Below are 14,884 nucleotides of genomic sequence, written 5' to 3' on the forward strand. Positions count from 1 at the left end.
CTGCATTGGCGTATGGTGGCAAGGGTGCTGCTGACCGATAATGGAGGGCTTGGCGGAATCACGTTCGCCCGCTTTAGCTGTCCGTTGCAGGCTGCCCGTTCTGATTTTTTGTTTTTGGCGAGTTTGAGATGCTGTATCTGTCCACCCGCGGTCACGCAGACCGCAAGCGTTTTTGTGACATCCTGCTCGAAGGTCTGGCGCCCGATGGCGGCCTGTACCTGCCTGTCGAGTACCCTCAGATCAGCGATGCCAAGCTGACCCAGCTGCGCACCACGCTGGCCACCAAGGGCTATGCCGCGCTGGCGTTTGAGATTCTGTCGCTGTATATCGACGACATTCCCGCAGCCGATCTGCAAGCCCTGTGCGCCAAGACGTACACCAAGGACGTGTTCGGTACCGACGCCATCGTGCCCGTGCGCCAGCTCGATGGCGTGCTGCACATCGAAGCCCTGTCCAACGGCCCCACGCTGGCCTTCAAGGATATGGCCATGCAGCTGCTGGGCAATCTGTTCGAGTACGAACTGGCCCGCCGCAATGAAGAGCTGAACATCCTGGGCGCCACCTCTGGCGACACCGGCAGCGCGGCCGAATACGCCATGCGCGGCAAAAAAGGCGTGCGCGTGTTCATGACCAGCCCGCACGGCCGCATGAGCCCCTTCCAGCAGGCGCAAATGTTCAGTCTGCAGGACGCCAACATCCACAACATCGCCATCGAAGGCGTGTTTGACGACTGCCAGGACATCGTTAAGGCCGTCTCCAACGACCACGCTTTCAAGGCGCAGTACAAGATCGGCACCGTCAACTCCATCAACTGGGCGCGTCTGCTGGCCCAGGTGGTGTACTACTTTGCCGGCTACCTGCAAGCCACCCAGAGCAATGACCAGAAGGTCAGCTTCACCGTGCCCTCGGGCAACTTTGGCAATATCTGCGCCGGCCATGTGGCACGCCAGATGGGCCTGCCGATTGCCAAGCTGGTGGTGGCCACCAATGAAAACGATGTGTTGGACGAGTTCTTCCGCACCGGCGTCTACCAAGTGCGTGGCTCGGCCAACACCTACGAGACCTCCAGCCCCTCGATGGACATCAGCAAGGCCAGCAACTTCGAGCGCTTTGTGTTCGATCTGGTCGGCCGTGATGGCGCACGCCTGAAGTCGCTGTTTGAAGATGGCGTGGCCAAGGCAGGCAAGTTCGATCTGAGCGCTGACCCTGCATTCAAGGACGCGGCTGCCAAGTACGGTTTTGTGAGCGGCAAGAGCACGCACGCTGACCGTCTGGCCACGATCAAGGACACGTTCGAGCGCTTTGGTCAGATGATCGACACCCACACCGCCGACGGCGTGAAGGTGGCGCGCGAGCACCTGGATCAATCGGGTGTGGAACCCATGCTGGTGCTGGAAACCGCCTTGCCCATCAAGTTTGCGGCGACCATCGAAGAAGCACTGGGCCGCCAGCCCGATCGCCCGGCCAAGTTCAACGGCATTGAAGATCTGCCCAAGCGCGTGGTGGTGATGGCTGCAGACACTGACAAAGTGAAGGCATTCATTGCAGAGAACTGCAAATAAAGCCCCACAGCGTTAAGCTTGAAAAGCACCTGGAGCCTGGCTGCAGGTGCTTTTTTATTTCAAGTTAATTAAGCCTCTGGCGCTTTATTCATAAGCGCTAGCAGCTATCAAATGTGAATCAGGACGTTGTTGAGATGAAGGTCATAGGCTTTGCCGGATATTCGGGCGCAGGCAAGACCACGCTGGTCGAAGCTTTGGTGGCGCTGATGAAGCAGCGCGGCCTCAAGGTCTCGGTCATCAAGCACGCCCATCATCACTTTGATGTGGACCGTGAAGGCAAGGACAGCTGGCGTCACCGCAAGGCTGGGGCTTATGAGGTGCTGCTGGCCTCTGACCAGCGCATGGCGCTGATGCGTGAGTACGATGAACCCACAGAACTCAGCGTGCATGACATGCTGGCGCAACTGGACCCCCGCGTGGACTGGGTGCTGATCGAAGGCTTCAAGCATGGCGATGTGCCCAAGATTGAAGTCTGGCGCAGGCAGCAGGACCGGCTGGACAAGGGCAAAAGCATAGATCCTCTGTACCTGCATGACGCCAGAGTGATGGCTGTGGCCACCGATGCCGCCCATGATTTGCCGCAGGCCGCGGCCCAGCCAGTGCTCGACTTGAATCAGCCGCAAGCCGTGCTGCAGTGGCTGCTGGACCATGCAGACACTCTGAACTACAAGAATTAAGGAAAGACACCGCAATGCAAGCAAACCAAGCACCGCGCAAGCCACTGAAACCTCTGGATGAGGCATTGCAGGAGCTGCTGGCCCACGCCCAGCCCCTGGCAGGTGCGCAGCAGGTCGATACCTTTGAAGCTGATGGCCGTGTGCTGCTGCAGGCCGCTGTCTCGCCGCTGCAGGTGCCGCCGCAGGACAACTCGGCCATGGATGGCTATGCCGTAAGGGTTGCCGAGTGCGTGAACGGTGATGCTGTGCTGCCCGTCTCGCAGCGCATTCCTGCAGGCACTGCACCGGATGCGCTGGTGGCTGGCTCGGTCGCCCGCATCTTCACGGGTGCGCCCGTGCCTGCGGGCGCGGATGCCATCGTCATGCAGGAAGACTGTGAAGTGCTGGAAGATGGCCGCGTGCGCATCAAAACCCAGCCCGAATTTGGTCAGTGGATTCGCCGCTCTGGCGAAGACATCACGCAAGGCGCGACGGTGATTGAGGCCGGCACGCGCCTTACGCCCGCCCATCTGGGGCTGGCGGCCAGCATGGGTTTTGCCCGCCTGCCCGTGGCGCGCAAGCCGCGCGTGGCGCTGTTCTCTACCGGTGATGAGCTGGTCATGCCCGGCACAGTGGCACCGCAGGATATGAAGCCCGGCAGCATCTACAACAGCAACCGCTTTTTCCTGCGTGCTCTGCTGCTGCGCATGGGCTGCGAGGTGACGGATCTGGGCATTGTTCCCGACGACCGCGAAGCCACGATCACCGCACTGGCCGATGCCGCCATTGATCATGATGTGATCGTCACCAGCGGCGGTGTTTCCGTGGGCGAGGAAGACCATATCAAGCCCGCCGTGCAGGAGCTGGGCCAGCTTGATCTCTGGCAGATCAGCATCAAACCCGGCAAGCCTTTTGCCTATGGCCGCGTCAATCGCGAATATGGCACGGGCTTTGCGCATTTCATCGGACTGCCGGGCAACCCAGTCTCCAGCTTTGTGACTTTCCAAGTGCTGGTGCGCCCCTTCCTGCTGCGCCTGCAAGGTGTACAGAACGTGCTGCCACGCTCCATCGCGGCACGGGCCGATTTTGTCTGGCCCAAGGGCGACAAGCGCCGCGAGTTTTTGCGCGTGCGCTACAACGAGCGCGGCGGGCTGGAGCTGTTCAGGAATCAAAGCTCGGGTGTTCTCACATCTACAGCCTGGGGCGACGGCGTAATCGACAACCCCGCAGGCACCACGATTGCCGAGGGTGATAGCGTGCGCTTTATTCCGTTTTCTGAGCTGATGGCCTGAAGGAGTTGGCAATGAATCAGATTACCGTGCGTTATTTCGCCTCCATCCGTGAAGCCATGGGCACTGGCTGCGAAAGCCTGCAGACGGCTGCTGCCACCGTGGGCGCACTGCGCGCCGAGTTGATGGGTAAAAGCGAAGCCGCAGCCCAGGCGCTGGCCGAGGGCCGTGCCGTGCGCATGGCGCTGAACCAGGACATGTGCGATGGTGCCGCCGCCCTCAAGAATGGTGATGAAGTGGCATTTTTCCCGCCTGTGACAGGAGGGTAGTACGTCGTATCGGGGCAACGGTGAGATGTCGAGACAAAATTGGTATATAGAATGAGAGTAATTCTTATTCAAGATTGCGTGGGTGCAGTCTTTTCTCTACCGTGTCTCATTCTTCCATCGGGCCTCAGCCGCTTGCGCAGATGTACCAGAGCCACCATGGCTGGCTGCGTGCATGGTTGCATCGCAGGCTGGGCAATGTTTTCGACGCGGAAGATTTGGCGCACGACACCTTTGTGCGCGTGCTGCGCGGTCAGTCAGTCGCGCAGCCTGAGGAGTTGCGTGAGCCCCGCGCCTATCTGACAACGGTGGCCCGGCGGCTGCTCATCAACCACTACGAGCGCCAGTCGCTGGAGCGTGCTTATGTGGTTTCTTTGCAGTCCTTGCCTGAGCCTCTGGTGCCTTCGGAGCTGGATAAGGCGGTGTTGCTGGAGACTTTGCGTGAGCTGGATGCCCTGCTCAATGCCATGCCCGCCAAGGCGCGCACCGCATTTTTGCTCAGTCAGCTTGAAGGCCTGTCCTATGAAGACATTGCTGTGCAACTGCAGGTCAGCGTGCGAACGGTCACGCGCTATATGGCTCTGGGCTTTAGCCAGTGCCTGCGGCTGATGCTGCAGGAGTCCTGCGCATGAGTGTGAAAGCGCAGAGTGCTGTGTCTGCCAGCCTTGTGGATGAGGCGGCACACTGGCTGGCGCTTCAGCACTCCAGCACTTTCACCGCATCAGACCGAAAACGGCTGGAGCAATGGCTGGCGCAAAGCCCTGCGCATCGCCAGGTCTGGGCACAGGCGCAGGCGTTGGCGGACAAGTTCAGCACCGTGCCTTCTGCGGTGGGCATGGCCGTGCTGGGCAGATCGCGTGCGCAGCGCAGTCACCGCAGAGCGGTGCTGATGGGGGCGGCAGGCACCGTCATTGCTGCGCCGCTGGCACTGTGGCTGGGTCTCAGGCTGCCACTGTGGTGGGGGGAGTGGAATGCGGATTTGCGCACCGCGACAGGAGAGCAGCGTGATGTGCAACTGCCCGATGGCTCCAGACTGGTGCTCAATACCGCATCGGCAATCAGTATTAAATTTGATAGCAAGCAGCGCTTGATTGAACAGCACAGCGGCGAGATTTTGATTGAAAGTGCACCTGGATCCGCCGCAGATCCGCGCCCGTTGCTTGTGCGCAGTGCCCATGGTCTGATGCAGCCTGTTGGAACCCGGTTTGTGGTGCGCCAGACTGCGGAACAGACCCGGCTTTCGGTGCTGGAAGGGGCGGTAGATGTGTGGCCTGGTCTTCATACCGCCCGTACGCGAGTGAATGCTGGAGAGCAACTGAGCTTCACGGCGACCTCAGCAGGCGAAATCATGCCAGTCACTGCCGATGTGGCTGCCTGGCAGCAGGGCTATATCCATGCCGACCATATGCGACTGGATGATTTTGTTGCTGAACTGGGGCGTTACCGCCCCGGCGTTCTGCGCTGCGACCCTGAGGTGGCGCAGTTGCGCGTCAACGGCATTTTCCAGATCAAGGACACCGACAAAGTGCTGCAGTTGCTGACATCGACTTTGCCCATTACACAGCGCAGGCGCAGCGCTTATTGGGTGGTGCTGGCGGGGAAAAGCTAGGGTCTGTTGAGAATTGAGCGATCCCCGCCTAAATCTCAACAAACCATGGATTTTTTTACATTTTCTGAAAAACCGTGTCCGGTTTTGAAGTCTGGCCGGTCATGTCATGTGAATACCACTTTTTCCTTGACCGGAATCTCAAGCCATGACTTTTCAGAAGCCCCCATCGACGCTGCCTCTGCAGCATTCACGTAGTTCTGCTTTGACGCTTCGCGTCCTGCCGCGTGTGGTTCAGCTGGCGCTGCTGGCCATGGCGGGAGGCAGCGTGCCCGTGGCATGGGCGCAGGCTCCTGAAAAGTCTGAATCAAGCGGGCAACAAGCGCTGCATTCCTTTGATGTTCCCGCAGGCCCGCTCAAGGGCGCGTTGCTGACATTTGCCAAGCAGGCGGGCATCAGCTTGAGCGTGGAACTGGGCGAGCAGGCGCAGCGCCAGACGACGGGGCTCAAAGGGAGCATGAGCTTGCAGCAGGGGTTTGAGCGACTGTTGCAAGGCAGCGGCTTCAAAGCCCGTCAGGTCGGTGATGGCAGTTATGCGCTGCATGCGCAGGCCGATTCCAGCAGCGCCAAGGCGGCTTCAGTGGCTACCGGTGCCACTGCGGGGGCCGCAAACCCCGAGGAGCAGGCCGCAACCTTGCAGGAAGTGACAGTCACGGGCCGCACGCAGGGCAATCTGACCCCGCCAGTGCGGCAGGTGACGACGCTGGAGCGCGAGGAGATTGAGACTCTGCGCCATGGCTCGGACAGTCTGGCCACCATGCTGAGCAAGGCGGTACCCGGCATGGCGGATTCCAGTCACACCATCACTGACTACGGCCAGACACTGCGCGGGCGCAATATGCTGGTGCTGGTCGATGGCGTGCCGATGAATACCAACCGAGATTCATCCCGCAATCTGGCCAACATCAATCCGGCGGATATTGAACAGATTGAGGTGCTGCGTGGCAGCAGCGCTATTTACGGCAGCGGCGCGGCAGGCGGCATTGTGTCCATTCGCACCCGCAGGCCCGAGGGCGAGACTATTGCCGAAACCACGGTAACCGGCGTATCGCCGCTTTCCAGACTGGGGGCCTCGGGTCTGGGTGGTGAGGTGCAGCACTATATGGCGGGCGGCAATGACAAGGTGGACTACTCCGTCAGCCTGGGTGCCCGGCATGTGGGTGGCTCGTTTGACGCAAAGGGCGACCGTATTGCGCCAGAGCCCAGTCAGGGGGACTTGTTCGACTCCAATATTTATAGCGTCTCGGGCAAGGTCGGCTTCAAGATTGATGCCAATCAGCGGTTGCAACTGTCTGCCAGCCATCACGATGCCAAGCAGTCCACGGACTATGGCTCAGACCCTTCGGTAGGTCGTCTGCCTGCGGGTACAGCAACGGCCAAGGCCATCAAGGGCTTGCAACTGGCCGACCAGAACCGGGTCAAGAACTCCATGCTGGGTCTGGATTACGAGCACAAGGACCTGGCAGGCAGCACCCTGGCGGCGCAGCTTTACTACCGTGACTTTTTCACGCGATTCGCACCGTTTGATGCGCGGGCTGTTCCCGTGCGGGGTGCCAATGTGGATCAGTCCATGCAGAACTCCAGCGTGCTGGGTGGCCGCCTGACGATCAAGACACCGCTGGGAACGGGCAAGCAAAGCCTGTTGATCTGGGGCGCTGACTTCAATCAGGAACACACGGACATGCCCATCGATATCTTCGACCCCAAGGTGTACGACGCCAGTGGCGGCATGGTGTTTCGCAAGATTGGCCGCCTGATCTATATGCCTGAGGTGACCACCCGCAGTCTAGGTGCGTTTGCCCAGTTGCAGCACCGCTTCAATGAACAATGGTCGGTAGAGGGCGGTGCGCGTTATGACAAGGCCAGCGCCAGTTTTGGAGACTTTGTGCCGCTGTCTCAGTCTCGTGTGGCCAACCCCGCCATGGTGCGCGGCGGTACGGTCAACTATGGCGACTGGACCTTCAACGCCGGTGCAGTGTTCGCGCCAGCCAAGGGGCATGAGATTTACGGCTCCTACAGTCAGGGCTTTGAGTTGCCGGACATTGGCATTCAGGTGCGCAATGCCACGCCCAACTTCAATCTGGGTAATTCGTTGTTGCAGTCCGTCAAGACCGATACGGTAGAGCTGGGCTGGCGTGGCAAATTTGATTCGGTGCTGGCCAATGTCAGCGTGTTTCAGTCTTCCTCTGACCTGGGGGCGCTGCAAAGCTTTAACAATGGTCTGTCGCTGGCGCGTACCAAGGAAAAGGTGCACGGGCTGGAAGCCTCGATGGACTACTTCAGCAAGGATGACAAGCTGCGCACCGGCGGCTCGTTAACCTGGATGAAGGGCAAAGAGCAGCCGCAGGGCGCTGCCAGCTATCAGGTGCTGACGGGCTATCGCATTCCGCCGCTCAAGCTCACGGCCTATGTGGAATACCGCCCTGACGCCAACTGGAGCCATCGCCTGCAAGCCAGTTACTACGGTAGCCGGGACTACCGTATCAACAGCGTGAACGCCTTTGGGCGACGCGAGGTCAGCAGCTACACCACGCTGGACTGGATCAGCCGCTGGAAGATCGACGCCAAAAACAGTGTGGTGCTGAGCGTGGAAAACCTGCTGAATCGGCAGTATTACCCGCTGTATAGCCAGCTCATGCGCAGCAGCTCCAACACCAGCCGCTTGCCAGCTGCGGGCGCAGTGCTCAAGGTGGGCTACACGCATCGCTGGTAAGCAGGGGGACTTCATGCGTCAATGGCTGCGTTTGCTGCATCGCTGGCTGGGCTTGGCTGCGCTGGTTTTTTTGATACTGGCGGGTGCCACTGGCAGCTTGCTGGCCTTTGAGCACGAGATCGACGAATGGCTCAATCCTGAACTGCTGCGAGCGGACTGGACAGGGCCTGCATTGAATGCCAGCGAGCTGACCGAGCGCATCGAGGCGCAGGACGCCCGGTTGCGGGTGAGCTTGTTGCCACTGAACACCTTGCCGGGTCGCGCAGCAGAAGTGCAGGTGCAGGCCCGCAGCAAAGAGCATGTGCTGGGTTTTGACCGTCTTCTGGTCAATCCCTCGACAGGAGTGATTCTGGGAAGTCGAAAGTGGGGCGCCTGGGTGCTGGGCAGGGCGCACCTGATGCCTCTGGTGAATCGCTTTCACCGATCTCTGACAATGCCCCAGCGTTGGGGGCACTGGCTGATGGGCTCGGTGGCTCTGGTGTGGCTGCTGTTGTCGGTCGCGGGAGTGGTGCTGAGTTTGCCTGTGAAGCCATCGGCGCCAAAAAGTGTGCCTAGTAGCTTTTGGCGGCGCTGGAAGCCCGCATGGCAAATCAAGCGTGGAGCCAAAGGCTTTCGTTGGATGTTCGATCTGCATCGTGCACTGGGGCTTTGGATGCTGCCTTTGTTTGTCATGCTGGCCTTCAGCGGCGCCAGCCTGAACCTGGGTAACGAAATCTTCAAACCCGTGCTGGCCTGGTTTGGAAGCGTCAGCCCTCATCCTGTCAGCAGTTTGCCGGCCCACACCACGGGGGCGCAGCCCATGGCGCCGAGTGCCGCAGTCCAAAAATCCAGAGAGGGCTTGCCCTTGCGGGCGCGCAGTTTTGAGCCCTGGTACATCAGCTACATGCCGCAGCAGGGCGTATATCGGGTTGCGTTTCAAGAGCCGGGCTTTCGCGAGCAACTGTTTCGTGTGCGCTATGAGCAAGTCTTTATCGATGCACACACAGGCTTGCCCAAGGCGCTGTTTGGCTATGACAGCGGCACGCGCGCTGATCGATTTCTGGTCTGGCAGTACCCGCTGCATTCAGGCAAGGCGCTGGGTTTGCCCGGGCGCATTGTGGTGGGCTTGTCGGGCGTATTGCTGGTGCTTATGGCGATTGCGGGACTGCAGCAATGGCGCTTGAGGCGTCGTGCTGCAAACGCTGCACGGCAATCCTTGAAATAGCGGTGCGGCTGCGCATAAGAAAGAGGCCTGTGCAGGCGATTGCACAGGCCTGTTTTTGTGCCGAGGCGCAGCTACCGTGCAACTGCTTACTAGGGTTAACCCAAGCGTGTTTTCACTAGGCTGACGGCTTTCCTTCATGACAATCCGCGCTTCTAAAAGAGAGACAGAAAGCGCTACTCATGACAACTCAAGTCAATATGGAGGAGACCCGCTCTGCGCGCTTTGCTATGCGCTGCGCCAGTTGGGCGGAGAAGTGGTTCCCGGATTCGTGGGTGTTTGCCGTCGTCGGCATCTTTATCGTGGTGCTGGCTGCCTTTGCCATTGGCGCGCCGGCGGCTGAAACCAGCAAGGCTTTTGGCAAGGGTTTCTGGAGCCTGATTCCCTTCACCATGCAAATGGCGTTTGTGGTGATTGGTGGCTATGTGGTGGCCAGCTCCAAGCCCGCATCCAAGCTGATTCATTCCCTGGCCCGTGTGCCCAAGACCGGCCGTGGCGCCGTGGCCTGGGTGGCTTTTGTGTCGCTGACTGCGTCGCTGCTGAACTGGGGCCTGAGCCTGGTGTTTGGCGGCCTGCTGGTCAAGGCGCTGGCACGCCGCACCGACATCAAGATGGACTACCGCGCTGCGGGCGCTGCTGTGTATCTGGGTCTGGGCGCCGTGTGGGCACTGGGCATTTCGTCTTCGGCTGCACAGTTGCAGGCCAACCCTGCCAGCCTGCCCCCCGGCATTCTGGCGATTACCGGCGTGATCCCGTTTACTGAGACTATCTTCTTGTGGCAGTCTGGCGTGATGCTGGCGGTGCTGATGGTGATCTCCGTGGTCGTCGCTTACATGACGGCCCCTGGCGAGAAGTTTGCACGTGATGCTGCCCAGTGCCAGGTTGACCTGACCGAAGAAGCGGTGAAGGAAACCAAGAAGCCCAGCCGCCCCGGTGAATGGCTGGAATACAGCCCCATTCTTATCGTGCTGCTGGTGGCGCTGACGGTGGGCTGGATGGTGGAAGAGTTCTCCAGCAAGCCCTTTATTCAGGCGATTTCGGGTCTGAACACCTACAACCTGCTGTTTCTGATGACCGGTGCGCTGCTGCACTGGCGCCCACGCAGCTTTCTGGATGCGGTGGCGCGTGCTGTGCCCACCACCACCGGTGTGCTGATTCAGTTTCCGCTGTATGGCGCCATTGCCGCCATCATGACGGATGTGAAGGGCGTGGACGGTGCCAGCATTGCCCACCATATCTCCACCTTCTTCACCAGCTTTGCCACGCATGACACCTATGCGCTGCTGATGGGTACGTACTCGGCCGTGCTGGGCTTCTTCCTGCCATCGGGCGGTGGCAAGTGGATTGTGGAGGCGCCTTACGTCATGCAGGTTGCCAACGATCTGCACTACCACCTGGGCTGGGCGGTGCAGATCTATAACGCCGCCGAAGCGCTGCCCAACCTGATCAACCCCTTCTACATGCTGCCGCTGCTGGGCGTGCTGGGCCTGAAGGCGCGTGACCTGATTGGCTACAACTTTGTGCAGTTGCTGGTTCATGCGCCCGTGGTGCTGTTCCTGTTATGGTTCCTGGGGCAGACTCTGACCTATATCCCACCCGTAATGCCATGACCGACACTGCCGATTTGCTCTCCACTGAAATCAATGCCGAGATCAGCGCTCGCACCCGCCGTGCGCTGGCGGATGCGCGAGAGCGCGGCGTCAAGCTGGGCACAGCTGGCGCGGCCAATATTCGCGCCACGGTGGAAAAGCGCAAATCGGCAGCCGATGCGTTTGCCAAACAGCACGAAGCCTTGTTTGCACAACTGCAGGAACAAGGCCTGACCCACCGCGCCATGGCGGCTGAACTCAATGCCCGGGGCATTGCAGCAGCCAAGGGTGGCGAGTGGACGCATGGCCAAGTGCAGCGCATTCTGAACCGCTACGCAGACTGGAAGACGGGCGAAGCCTGAACTTCCAGCTTGTTGAAATAAAAAAGCCGTGCGGTGAAAACTGCACGGCTTTTGTTTTTAAGAATTCAAATTTGATAGCTGTCAGCGTTTAATCTAAAAGCACTTGGGGCTAATTTAAGGCTTATTCGGCGCTGCTGTCTGGCAGCAGCGGCGCACGCCACTCCAGCAGCTCGGCCAGGCGCTGCACAATCCAGCCCGCTTCAAGAGGGCTGACCACAGAGCCTTCGGCAGCCAGGCCCGCGTGCATGCCTAGCAGCACTTGTTCCTCAGATGAGTTGCCCGAGTGGTACAGCGTCTGCGCCTGCTCTGTCAGGTGGCAGGCCAGGTCTTCGCACAATTCATAGCGTGCAACCACCGTGCCAATGGGCTCAGACAGCTTGCCGCTGCGTGTGCGAAACAGCTCGGCAAAGCTCGGTGGGGGCTGAATCTGGCTGGTATCGTCCATGAGCGCGCCCCTTTTCAGCTTGGCTCGAACAGACGCTCGAAGCGGGCCAGATCATCTGCCAGCTCGCAGGTAATGAGCTGGCCCGATTTGTTGTCGTGCTTGCGGTGCGCGGCAAACAGTGTGGCCTTGCCCTTGAAGTTGTAGTCGGGCAGGTGAATCAGCTCATAGGGGTACGCCACAAAGAGCTGGAATTCGAAAATCATCCGGTGCTCGTTGCGGGGGGATGGGTACAGCGTGTACTCAGGCAAATTGATGGTTTGTGTGGCCATGGCGCAATGCTAATGCGCAGCACATGTCCATGCTGGCCTGCGACAATGCAGGCATGACTGCTGCACGTGTATCCATTCAGACCCAGGACTTTGATCTTTCCACCGAAATCGCCGCCTTGCGGGCGGGCGATGCCCGTGTGGGCGCGGTCTGCAGCTTTGTGGGCACAGTGCGCGATCGCAACGAAGGTGATGCGGTATCGAGCATGGAGCTGGAGCACTACCCCGGCATGACGGAAAAAAGCATCGAGGCCATCATTGACCGGGCGGTAGAACGCTTTGGCATTTTTGGTGCACGCGTCATTCACCGCATCGGCATGATGCAGCCCATGGAGCAGATTGTGCTGGTGGCTGTGACCAGTGCCCACCGTGGCAAATCGTTTGAGGCCTGCGAGTTCATCATGGACTACCTGAAGTCCGAAGCGCCATTCTGGAAAAAAGAGCAAACCGATAGCCGTGCACGCTGGGTGGATGCGCGGGTCAGCGATGAGCAGGCTTTAAATCGCTGGAAATAGACCAGGGTCTATTGAGAATTGAGCGGGGTCGCGAAGGGTTCTGGCCGCTTGCCAATCTAGGCGCGTGACGCCGTGCGGGTGCTCACCCGATGTATCCCCATAACGGGAGCGCAACGACGAGTGGCCAGCGGCCAGAGTCCTTCCCTTCGGGTTGCAGCGACAGGAGTCCGTCTGCGTTGTTGCATGCACTCGCAAGGCATGAGCATTGCTTCGGCCATGCGCCTAGCATCCAGCCTCCTGGCGCTGCAACGCGATCCCCGCCTAATTCTCAACAGACCCTAATGAATGCATAGCCGCCAGCACCTGTATTCATTGAGTTTCAGACGGTAAACCGACTGAAATCCAGTGAAGAAAAGCGGTGGATGCTATGCCTTTTGAAGTTTGCTGGGTTGCAGCCAGCGCGGCGGCCTGAAGACCAGCACATTGCCAGCCATTACCAGGGCCAGGCCCAGCAGCCCCGCAGCAGTCCACACATAGCCTTCGACCACTGCCGAGATATTGAGGGCCACGATGGGAAACAGCACTGTGGCGTAGGCGGCTTTTTCGGGTCCCAGCTTGCCCACCAGCGTGAGGTAAGCCGTAAACGCAATGACCGAGCCGGGAATGGCCAGATACAGCAGCGCACCGGTGTAGCGCAGGCTGGTATCAAAGCGCCAGGGCAGGCCTGCAATCAGCGCATAGGCCACCAGCAGCAGCGTGCCCGCCAGCATGCCCCAGGCATTGGTGTGCAGCGGTTTGTAGCCCAGCCCCTGCAGCGATGCGGAAAGCATATTGCCGCAGGAAAAGCACAGCGTGCCGCCCAGTGCCCACAGCAGCCCTCGCCAGCTGGCGTGATGGCCTTGCTGCAGTTCGGGCCAGAACAGAATGACCAGACCCGTCAGCCCCAGTGCGCTGCCCGCCATGACGTTCGGGGCCAGCTTGCGCCCATGGATGGCGCGTGCCAGAAAGGCGTTCCAGATGCTGGCGCTGGAGAAAACCACGGCCGCCAGCCCGCTGGTCAGAGTTTCGCTGGCGTGCATGAAGCACACAAAGTTCAGACTGAATAGGCACAGCCCCTGGCCCAGCACACGCGGGATGGCAGCGCCGCGTGGGACACGCCACTGGCGGGAGAGTAGCAGCCAGGCAAATAAAACGATAGCAGCCAGTCCAAAGCGGTAGGCGATGGAAAGCTCAACAGGCACCAGACCCAGCTGCATCTTGAGCGCAATCCAGGTGGAGCCCCAGATCAGCACGACCAGGGCATAGAGGGGAAGCATCATGGCAAATTCAATCAGGCAGAGAGTGTTTAAATCATGTGCGCTGAAGCCACTTGGGCATTGCATATTCCTGCGGTTTTGTGGCGCTGCAGCAAACCCGGCAGCAGGCCTGACGCCACAATGCATTCATGCCTGCCCCAGCCAATGCCTTGACCGCGCCTGTCTCGCCGCACCTCAGCGATGTGCTGGCGCAGTCGCGGGCACAGTTGCGGCGCAAGGCGGGCCTGAGTCAGGAGCTGTCACTGGCAATCTGGGCCAATCAGAACGACGAGGTGCACTACCAGCAGCAAGGGCATCACACGCTGTCGGTCTATCTGGCGGGCGGCCATGGGTCGCAGTTGCGGGACAATGCGGCCGCCCGGGGTGAGGCTGGCCGGTTCTGTGTGTTTCCTGCGGGGCATGAATCCCGCTGGCTGGTGCGGGAGCCGGTGCAGTTTCTGCACCTTTATGTTTCGGATATCGCCTGGGCTGACCGTGTGGTGCGCCTGCTGGATGCCGAGCCCCGCAGCATCACACTGACACCGCACATCTATGCGCACAACCCGGTGTACGCACACTGGGCGCAGAAGCTGTGGCAGCTGGACTGGAGCTGCACCCACGAAGCCTGGCGGGCGGACTGGTTGAGCCAGTCTGTGCTGGACCAGCTGGTGTTGCAGTCGGCTGCGCCGCAGCAGCGCCAGAAGCTGGACAAGCCGCTGGGAGGCCTTTCATCGTTGGTGCGGCGCCGGGTGCTGGACTATGTGGATGCCCATCTGCCAGACAGCAAAGCCCTGAGCCTGCCCGCGCTGGCGCAGGTCGCGGCCTTGTCGGAATATCACTTTGCCCGCATGTTCCACCAGAGCATGGGCTGCACCGTGCATGACTGGGTGATGCAGCGGCGCCTGCAAAGCGCACACCAGCGCTTGCTGGCCAGGGGGCGCAGGCCCGGGCTTGAGCAACTGGCCTTGGAGACGGGCTTTTCCAGTGCCAGTCACCTGCTGCGGTGCTTTCGCCGGCAATTTGGTCTGACGCCTGCGCAGCTGGCCCAGCGCTGGCGCGATGCTGCGGTTTGATGTGCCTCAAAAAGCGAAGACGAAGGACAGGCGTTTGCTGATTTTTTGCGCAAGATGCTCTTGAAAATACCCGTACAGCTATCAGATAAATCGCAATGACTTTGAT

15 protein-coding genes are annotated in these 14,884 nt (G+C 60.1%); 12 read left to right on the top strand and 3 right to left on the bottom strand.

The window, feature by feature from the left end; genetic code table 11:
- The first annotated feature begins 128 nt into the window (after nt 1–128).
- The 10 genes from thrC to JDW18_RS05795 all read left to right on the top strand — a co-directional run bounded on the left by thrC (nt 129) and on the right by JDW18_RS05795 (nt 11,244).
- Nucleotides 129–1,562 (top strand): threonine synthase, encoded by a 1,434-nt coding sequence (thrC, locus tag JDW18_RS05750; protein WP_218242745.1) that lies wholly within the window; start codon nt 129–131, stop codon nt 1,560–1,562.
- Nucleotides 1,563–1,696: 134 nt separating this feature from the next.
- Nucleotides 1,697–2,239, top strand: a complete 543-nt coding sequence (gene mobB / locus JDW18_RS05755) for a molybdopterin-guanine dinucleotide biosynthesis protein B (RefSeq protein WP_218243781.1) — start codon at nt 1,697–1,699, stop codon at nt 2,237–2,239.
- Between the two features lie 14 nt (nt 2,240–2,253).
- On the top strand, nt 2,254–3,510 hold the full coding sequence (locus JDW18_RS05760; RefSeq protein WP_218242746.1) for a molybdopterin molybdotransferase MoeA: 1,257 nt from the start codon (nt 2,254–2,256) through the stop codon (nt 3,508–3,510).
- Between the two features lie 11 nt (nt 3,511–3,521).
- On the top strand, nt 3,522–3,776 hold the full coding sequence (moaD, locus tag JDW18_RS05765) for a molybdopterin converting factor subunit 1 (RefSeq protein WP_218242747.1): 255 nt from the start codon (nt 3,522–3,524) through the stop codon (nt 3,774–3,776).
- 140 nt (nt 3,777–3,916) lie between these two features.
- Nucleotides 3,917–4,405, top strand: coding sequence for a sigma-70 family RNA polymerase sigma factor (locus JDW18_RS05770; protein WP_218243782.1), 489 nt, complete (start codon nt 3,917–3,919; stop codon nt 4,403–4,405).
- A complete protein-coding gene (locus JDW18_RS05775; protein WP_218242748.1) occupies nt 4,402–5,382 on the top strand; it encodes a FecR domain-containing protein in 981 nt (326 codons plus the stop codon). Before JDW18_RS05770 ends, JDW18_RS05775 begins: the two co-directional genes overlap by 4 nt.
- A gap of 250 nt (nt 5,383–5,632) precedes the next feature.
- Nucleotides 5,633–8,092 carry a TonB-dependent receptor gene (locus tag JDW18_RS05780; RefSeq protein WP_425514794.1) on the top strand — a complete coding sequence of 820 codons (2,460 nt, stop codon included), beginning with the start codon at nt 5,633–5,635 and terminating at the stop codon, nt 8,090–8,092.
- 13 nt (nt 8,093–8,105) lie between these two features.
- Nucleotides 8,106–9,296 (top strand): PepSY-associated TM helix domain-containing protein, encoded by a 1,191-nt coding sequence (locus tag JDW18_RS05785; protein WP_218242750.1) that lies wholly within the window; start codon nt 8,106–8,108, stop codon nt 9,294–9,296.
- Between the two features lie 179 nt (nt 9,297–9,475).
- Nucleotides 9,476–10,903: a short-chain fatty acid transporter gene (locus tag JDW18_RS05790; protein ID WP_246610288.1), complete on the top strand. Its 1,428-nt coding sequence runs from the start codon at nt 9,476–9,478 to the stop codon at nt 10,901–10,903.
- Nucleotides 10,900–11,244, top strand: coding sequence for a recombinase family protein (locus JDW18_RS05795; protein WP_218242751.1), 345 nt, complete (start codon nt 10,900–10,902; stop codon nt 11,242–11,244). The genes JDW18_RS05790 and JDW18_RS05795 overlap by 4 nt, the downstream gene beginning before the upstream one ends.
- Nucleotides 11,245–11,365: 121 nt before the next feature.
- Here JDW18_RS05795 and JDW18_RS05800 read toward each other — a convergent pair whose 3' ends face one another.
- Both JDW18_RS05800 and JDW18_RS05805 read right to left on the bottom strand, forming a co-directional pair.
- The gene (locus JDW18_RS05800) at nt 11,366–11,689 is read right to left on the bottom strand and encodes a hypothetical protein (protein WP_218242752.1); all 324 of its coding nucleotides are present in this window, start codon (nt 11,687–11,689) and stop codon (nt 11,366–11,368) included.
- A gap of 14 nt (nt 11,690–11,703) precedes the next feature.
- Nucleotides 11,704–11,958, bottom strand: a complete 255-nt coding sequence (locus JDW18_RS05805; RefSeq protein WP_218242753.1) for a hypothetical protein — start codon at nt 11,956–11,958, stop codon at nt 11,704–11,706.
- A gap of 53 nt (nt 11,959–12,011) precedes the next feature.
- Here JDW18_RS05805 and JDW18_RS05810 point away from each other — a divergent pair, with 53 nt between their 5' ends.
- Nucleotides 12,012–12,470, top strand: coding sequence for a molybdenum cofactor biosynthesis protein MoaE (locus JDW18_RS05810; protein ID WP_218243784.1), 459 nt, complete (start codon nt 12,012–12,014; stop codon nt 12,468–12,470).
- A gap of 365 nt (nt 12,471–12,835) precedes the next feature.
- Here JDW18_RS05810 and JDW18_RS05815 read toward each other — a convergent pair whose 3' ends face one another.
- Nucleotides 12,836–13,729: a DMT family transporter gene (locus JDW18_RS05815; protein WP_218242754.1), complete on the bottom strand. Its 894-nt coding sequence runs from the start codon at nt 13,727–13,729 to the stop codon at nt 12,836–12,838.
- Between the two features lie 125 nt (nt 13,730–13,854).
- Here JDW18_RS05815 and JDW18_RS05820 point away from each other — a divergent pair, with 125 nt between their 5' ends.
- Nucleotides 13,855–14,778, top strand: a complete 924-nt coding sequence (locus tag JDW18_RS05820; RefSeq protein WP_218242755.1) for a helix-turn-helix domain-containing protein — start codon at nt 13,855–13,857, stop codon at nt 14,776–14,778.
- The last annotated feature ends 106 nt before the right edge of the window (nt 14,779–14,884 follow it).

Source organism: Comamonas fluminis (assembly GCF_019186805.1).
Classification (GTDB): Bacteria; Pseudomonadota; Gammaproteobacteria; order Burkholderiales; family Burkholderiaceae_C; genus Comamonas; species Comamonas fluminis.